This is a genomic window from Syntrophales bacterium, assembly GCA_023229765.1.
Taxonomy (GTDB): domain Bacteria; phylum Desulfobacterota; class Syntrophia; order Syntrophales; family UBA5619; genus DYTH01.
In genome coordinates this window covers 52,799-58,920 of sequence record JALNYO010000021.1, presented here as the reverse complement: position 1 = coordinate 58,920, position 6,122 = coordinate 52,799, and the positions used below count along the sequence as shown (strand labels likewise).

Genomic DNA, 6,122 nt, shown 5'->3' with positions numbered 1-6,122 from the left:
CCGTTACCAATTTTTTGGCTGTGGTGGATATTATTATTGGTAATCCGAATATTCGGCGGATTGGTTGCGTATATGCCCGCACTTTTGGTATAGGCTATCTCGCAGTTGTCGATAAAGGGAGCAGCGCTTTCCACGATCACAGCATCCGGTACTGAACCGCCACCGGCATACTCGATTTTGCAGTGCTGCAAGATGCTGCCGCCAGTATAGTTGCCGGAATCATCAAAGGTAGCGTCAATGCTCGAATTGGTGAACTTGATGAAACCCCAACTTCCGGCCACAGGAGTAGCCTGGCTGGAGGTAAAGATGATCTTGTTCTCGCTCGTACCCCTGGCAATCAATGTACCATCCACCTGTATCGCCTTGCCGCTGTCAATCTTGATGGTAACGCCAGGCTCAATGGTCAGGGTAAGGCCGGTGGGAACGATCAGATTCCCAAGCAGGTGATACGGACTTTGCGATACCGACCAGATTGTGTTTTCGATAAGTTCCCCGCCGCTTACCTGCGTCTCCGTATTGTGATGAATCTTTGTCTTCTTATGGAGCGAAAGGTTCCCCTTCTTGTCCTTGGCAAAAATGGCTATTTCATATTCTCCATAAGCGGTAAAACCTTCTATCGTTCCTTCATACCGCCCGTTCCCTACTGAGGTCAGCGTGATGGTGTAAGGCTGGTTCGGCGAGCTTCCAGCAGGCGGCGTAACCACGGCAATGACCGTATCGAGGATGCCGGTCGTAGCGATACCGTCCGCCCAGATTGTGACCGATGTTCTGCCGTTCAACGCCTGCTCCGGAGAAACGGAATCGATATAGGGCTCATCACCGGCAAACATGATACCGGCGCCAATGCTGTAGGCGCTTGCTATCGCCCCATCCGTCTTCTGGTTTGCCACGCCGTTTGCATCGGCATCCAGTAAAGGCGTCTGGGATTTACTGGAAAAGACAATCGCCTTCTTCGCATAGACGAAAGCCTGTTGGAGCGTCGCGCCACTCAACACCTGGCTCCAGAAAAATCCGGAAAAGGAGATATCGCCATCCGAAAGGAATGCCGCCAATTCACTGGCATTGGAACTGGCAATGCTTATCCGCTTTTTGCCTGCCGGCGCCGCCAGACTGCCGACAAAGCTTCCTGAATTGCTGCCATCGTAGATGATCGTGACCTCGCCGGCGATGCTTTGCTGCAGATCATCGAGCCAGCCATCAAGAGTCGCAACCGGCAGGGTCTCGGCGCCGCTCAGCTTGAAAGTTCCGTTGTCGCCGCTGCCGATGAGGTAGAGCGTCAAATCCTGGGTATTCGTTTTTGCCCAATTGGTAATGGCATTGGCAAGGTTGGCCGCGGTCGGCGTGCCATCGACGCCTTCGGTCATTGTTGAACTGAGATAATAGATATCTTCGCTGCCGTACCCCTGATAGGTTAATGCCACATAGGCAAGTTGGGCGTTTTGTTGATAGGCAGACCACAAAGGATCGCCGGTTCCACCTCCGGCAACAATAATTGCCTTCCGGGTGAGAGGGTTCGTCACCGACAGGGTGGTCAAAACCGGGATGGTAGTGTTTCCCAGGCGGTCCCGTGCATAAATGGCGACGTGGTAAGTGCCCAGGGAGGTGAAACCGTTATAGGTTGCCTCATAGCGGTTACTGCCCACAGGGAGGAGGTCAAAGGCAGGCAGATTGTCAACGGCGGCCAGTGAGGCGTTCTGGGTATAGTTGGGCGGTCGCACCACGGCCCACACCCGGGCAATGCCATCCGGATCGACAACGTTCTCCGCTGTGAAAGTGGCGATGTTTGTGGCGCTGATCGTCCGGTCCGGCGAGACGCTGCCGATTGTCGGAGTATTGCCCGCAAGCCGGATGCCGCCGCCAATGGCAACCGTCTGGATTTGTGCAAAATCGCCATCCTCGCTCCCGATGCCGTTCCCATTGGCCTCAAGAAGGGGCAATTGCTGGGAGGCGGTGAAGTTGATCGCATTCCTGGACATCGTAAAGGCATCGGAAAGGTTATAGCCATTGAAGATATAACCCCAGAAGTAGTTGGAAAAAGAGATCGCCCCCTGGGATATGAAGGCGGCTGATTCGCCGGGGGAGGTGCTGGTGATGACGATTCGCTCCTTGCCGGCGGGCGGCACAGCAAGCGGGGAAACAAAACTGCCCGACTCACAGGTATCGAGAATAACGATCACCTTGCCGGGGATGACATTCTGCAACTGGTTCAGCCATGTATCGAGCTCCGTCGCGGAAACAATCTCCTTTGCTCCGATGCGGAAGCTCTTATCTCCCCCGTGCCCGGTAAGATAGACGATGACGTTATCGGCATCGGTTGCCCACCGGGTGATGGCGTCCTGGAGGTTGGCCCTGGTCGCGTCGGCGTTCACATCGTCCGCCACACCGTTATCATCCAGGTCCAGCCTTATATTGGCGGAGAGATAGTAGATCGTCTCTTTGGTAAATCCCTGGTTGTTCAAGGAGCGATAGGCGAGATTGGCTGCCATCTGGGTCGCATCCCAAAGGTCGTTTCCGGGAAAGGGGCCGCTCCCGGCAACGATGATGGCTTTCGTGTTGTCGATCTGCGTCACTGGGGCGAATACCTGGACGCGGTTGTTTTTGTTTTCCGTGACATAAACCTTGCCGTTCAGGGCAACGGCAATGCCCCAGGGGTCGGTAAACTGGCCGGCTCCCGTCCCCGATGCGCCGAAAGCGGCAATAAACTGACCGTCGGCAGCAAATTTCTGTATGCGGTTATTGCCTGTGTCAGCAATCAGGAGATTGCCGTCGCCATCGATGGTTATCCCGCGCGGTCCGGCAAACTGTCCGGGAGCGCTTCCCTGACTGCCCCATTTGTTCACAAATGCCCCACCGGAACCGAATTTCTGAATCCGGTGGTTGAACGAGTCGGCAATATAGATGTTCCCGCTGCCGTCGATGGCCACATCATACGGAAGGTTGAACTGACCATCCTGTGTGCCGGCGCCGCCGTAAGAAGCAAAAAACTGATGCGGGCTGCCGGCCTGATTGTCCGAAGGGGGCGCGAATTTTTGAATCCGGTAGTTATCCGTATCGGCAACATAAATGTTCCCTGCCGTATCGATGGCCATCCCCTTGGGCGAGGCAAATTGGCCATTGCCGGTCCCGTAACTTCCCCAAGCGGTAATGTAGTTCCCGTCGGCGTCAAACTTCTGGATGCGGTTATTTGTGCTGTCCAGCGCGTAGAGATAGCCCTGGCCATCTTGGACAACGTCTGCTGGAAAGTGGAATTGCCCGTTGCCGTCGCCTGCGCTTCCCCACTTGCTGAGGGCTTGCCCCTCGGGGCTAAACTTCTGGATGCGGTGGTTTTCTGTATCGGCAACGAAAATATTCCCCGTAGTGTCCGCGGTTATGCCCTCCGGCAGGGTGAGCTGGCCGTCGCCGGTGCCCGCGCTGCTCCAGGTGGTGAGAAGCACGCCCTCCGTGGTAAAGGAAAGAATCTGTGAGAAATCGGTGATATAAACTTTTCCGCCGGGGTCTACGGCAATCCCCGTGGGCTCTACAATAAACGAACTGCTCCACACGTCGACAAATGTACCATCGGTTTTGAACTTCTGGATTCTGGGCAAAAGGTTGCTGTCGGCAACATACACGTTGCCTTCTCTATCCAAGGCGATGCCGTCCGGATTCCCGAACTGGCCCGCCGCTTCGCCGGCAGCGCCCCACTGCCGTAGATATACCCCTTCCTCGCTGAAAACCTGAATCCGATGGTTGCCGAAATCGGCGACATAGACATTGCCGGTTGCATCTGCGGCAATGCCGGAACCGAAGGTGTTCTTTTCGGCATTGTTGAGGTTAAACTCGCCGTTTCCCACCCCGGGGGCTCCCCATTGCAAAACGAAGGTTCCGCCGGTGGTAAACTTCTGGATGTGGTTGCTGCCCGAATCAAGGACATAGACAAAACCGCTGCCGTCCGTGGCGATGCCCGTGGGACGCGTGAATTGACCGCTTGCCGTGCCGGAGCTGCCCCAGGAGGCAAGGTATTCGCCGCTTGAGGAAAATTTCTGGATCCGGCAAGCGCCATAATCGGTTACGTAGATATTGCCGTCCTCATCGGCGGCAATGGCATAGGGATTGGTAAATTGTCCATTGCCGGCGCCGCTGCTGCCGAACTTGGTGATGATTTGACCATTTGCGTTAAATTTGAATATCCTTCCGGCGCTTCTGTTGACGACGTACACATACCCTTTGTCGTCAACAGCGATATGGAAGGGCGGACTGAAATACCACGGCTGCTGTATCGTCGGCCAGGCACGCTCGAATTTATAGGTCTCTGAAGCAAAAACAGGAAAGGAGGAAGTGAATATTGAAGCCAGAATGCACAAGACAACAATCAAATTGTGTTTTGTTCTCATAAGCTGCCCCAATTCCATCAGTTTAAATTCATTACTTTACCCTTTCGATTTCAACCAGAAAATGAACGCCTCCGATCAACAAATATAAAACCCTATTTGCAAAGAATATGGAGTGTCTCTGGAGTATTTTTTTTTACAACTATTGTCAAACTTAACGAAAAGTCAAGATAATTATCGAAAACATGTGACCTTTTTCACAATTCTTTATTCCCGGGAACCACCTGCGCCTCTCTTCCAAGGCGGAGTCGGGCAGTCGCGTTGAGTCAAGCTTTTCTTCTACAGTCTTCGCCCCGCGCTGCACAAAGGACGTCATCGAAGAGGATCTGTTTCTGGCTCGCCGGGATCTTTTCAGCGGTTTAGATTGCGTCTTCTTCGACACGACCGCCATCTGCTGCTTCAGGCTGGCGGGCAAGAAATGTGGCAATCGGAACTGCGAAGCAGATAAGATTGTTGATTTTAAACGGCAGCACTTTGTCCCCTGAATAAAACAGTATGCCGTGGAGAAAATTGTCTTTGCTGTAATCGGCAAAACTGGCGATGCCTGCAAAATCTTCCGGCCCGACGGTCATGGAAGCCTTTACCTCAACGCCGATAACCTTGCCGTCACTCCGTTCTATAACCAAATCAATTTCATTCTTTGCGTTGTCGCGGAAATGGTAAAATTGTACCTCTTCAGTTGACCATGTTGCATGTTTCAGTAATTCGCAAAAGACGAAGTTTTCCACAAGCCCGCCAAAAAATTGAGTTGTATGGAGTGATTCGGCCTGTTTCAGTCCCAGCAGGTGGCAGGCCAGACCCGTATCAATAAAATGGAGTTTAGGCATTCCAACAACAGCGCGTTTGGAGCGGTTGCGAACATACGGATTGAGGCGCTGAATGATAAACATCATCTCCAATATCTCCATGTACCGTCTTACAGTTTTATCATCCTGCGACAGATCGTTGGCGATATTTGCATATTTTACCAGATTTCCGTTCATGCCTGCCAGGTTGCGGATGAGCGCCGATAGTTTAGTGTGATAGTCCCCTTTGACCCGATGCATGGTTTCAAAATCTTTCAGCAGACGACCTTCGATGTATGAAGCAAACCATGCGCTTCGAGAACGGGGAGATTTGGTTATCACTTCCGGATAACCTCCTTCCATGAGCATCTGCCCGAGGGCGACTCTGTTCAGCGGTTTCAGCAGCGTATCATCAAATGCGGCGCCAACGATCAGGTCAATCCGGTTGCTGTGGCAATTATATCGCTCCGCTTGCGATAACGGGTAAAGCTCTACCCGTGCCAGGTGACCCGGCAATGTTTCCTGTACTTGGGCGGATCGAAAAATATCGGAAGAACCGGTTAAAAGAAATATGCCTTTTTGGCTGTCAGCGATATCTGAAATTATCTTTATGGCGCCAATCAGGCTGGGCGCCATCTGAAATTCATCCAGTACCAGAGGTTTTTTCAGGGAAGCAAGGAGACCCTGGGGATCGCTCAGGGCAGACGCCCGCAAGGCAGCATCGTCAATGGTATAGTACCCCATCCCCAGCTCTTTGGCAATCTCTCTGGCAATAGTGCTTTTCCCAGCCTGTCGAGGGCCGGTTAGATAAACAATGCGAAAATCTTGTAAAAGTTCAATGATACGTTCTTTTATATGACGTTTGTAGAACATTTATATCTACCTCCTTATAACCTACCATACATTATAATCCGAAATAATTTAAGTAATAATCCGAATAATATATAAGGAAAATCCGGGAAACTGG

2 protein-coding genes are annotated in these 6,122 nt (G+C 52.4%); both read right to left on the bottom strand.

Annotation, left to right across the window (positions count from 1 at the left end; genetic code table 11):
- Positions 1-4,373: hypothetical protein (locus M0P74_11710; GenBank protein MCK9364246.1), on the bottom strand; the 4,373-nt coding region annotated here is incomplete at its 3' end.
- A 356-nt stretch (positions 4,374-4,729) separates the two neighbouring features.
- Positions 4,730-6,028 carry an ATP-binding protein gene (locus M0P74_11705; protein ID MCK9364245.1) on the bottom strand — a complete coding sequence of 433 codons (1,299 nt, stop codon included), beginning with the start codon at positions 6,026-6,028 and terminating at the stop codon, positions 4,730-4,732.
- Positions 6,029-6,122: the final 94 nt, after the last annotated feature.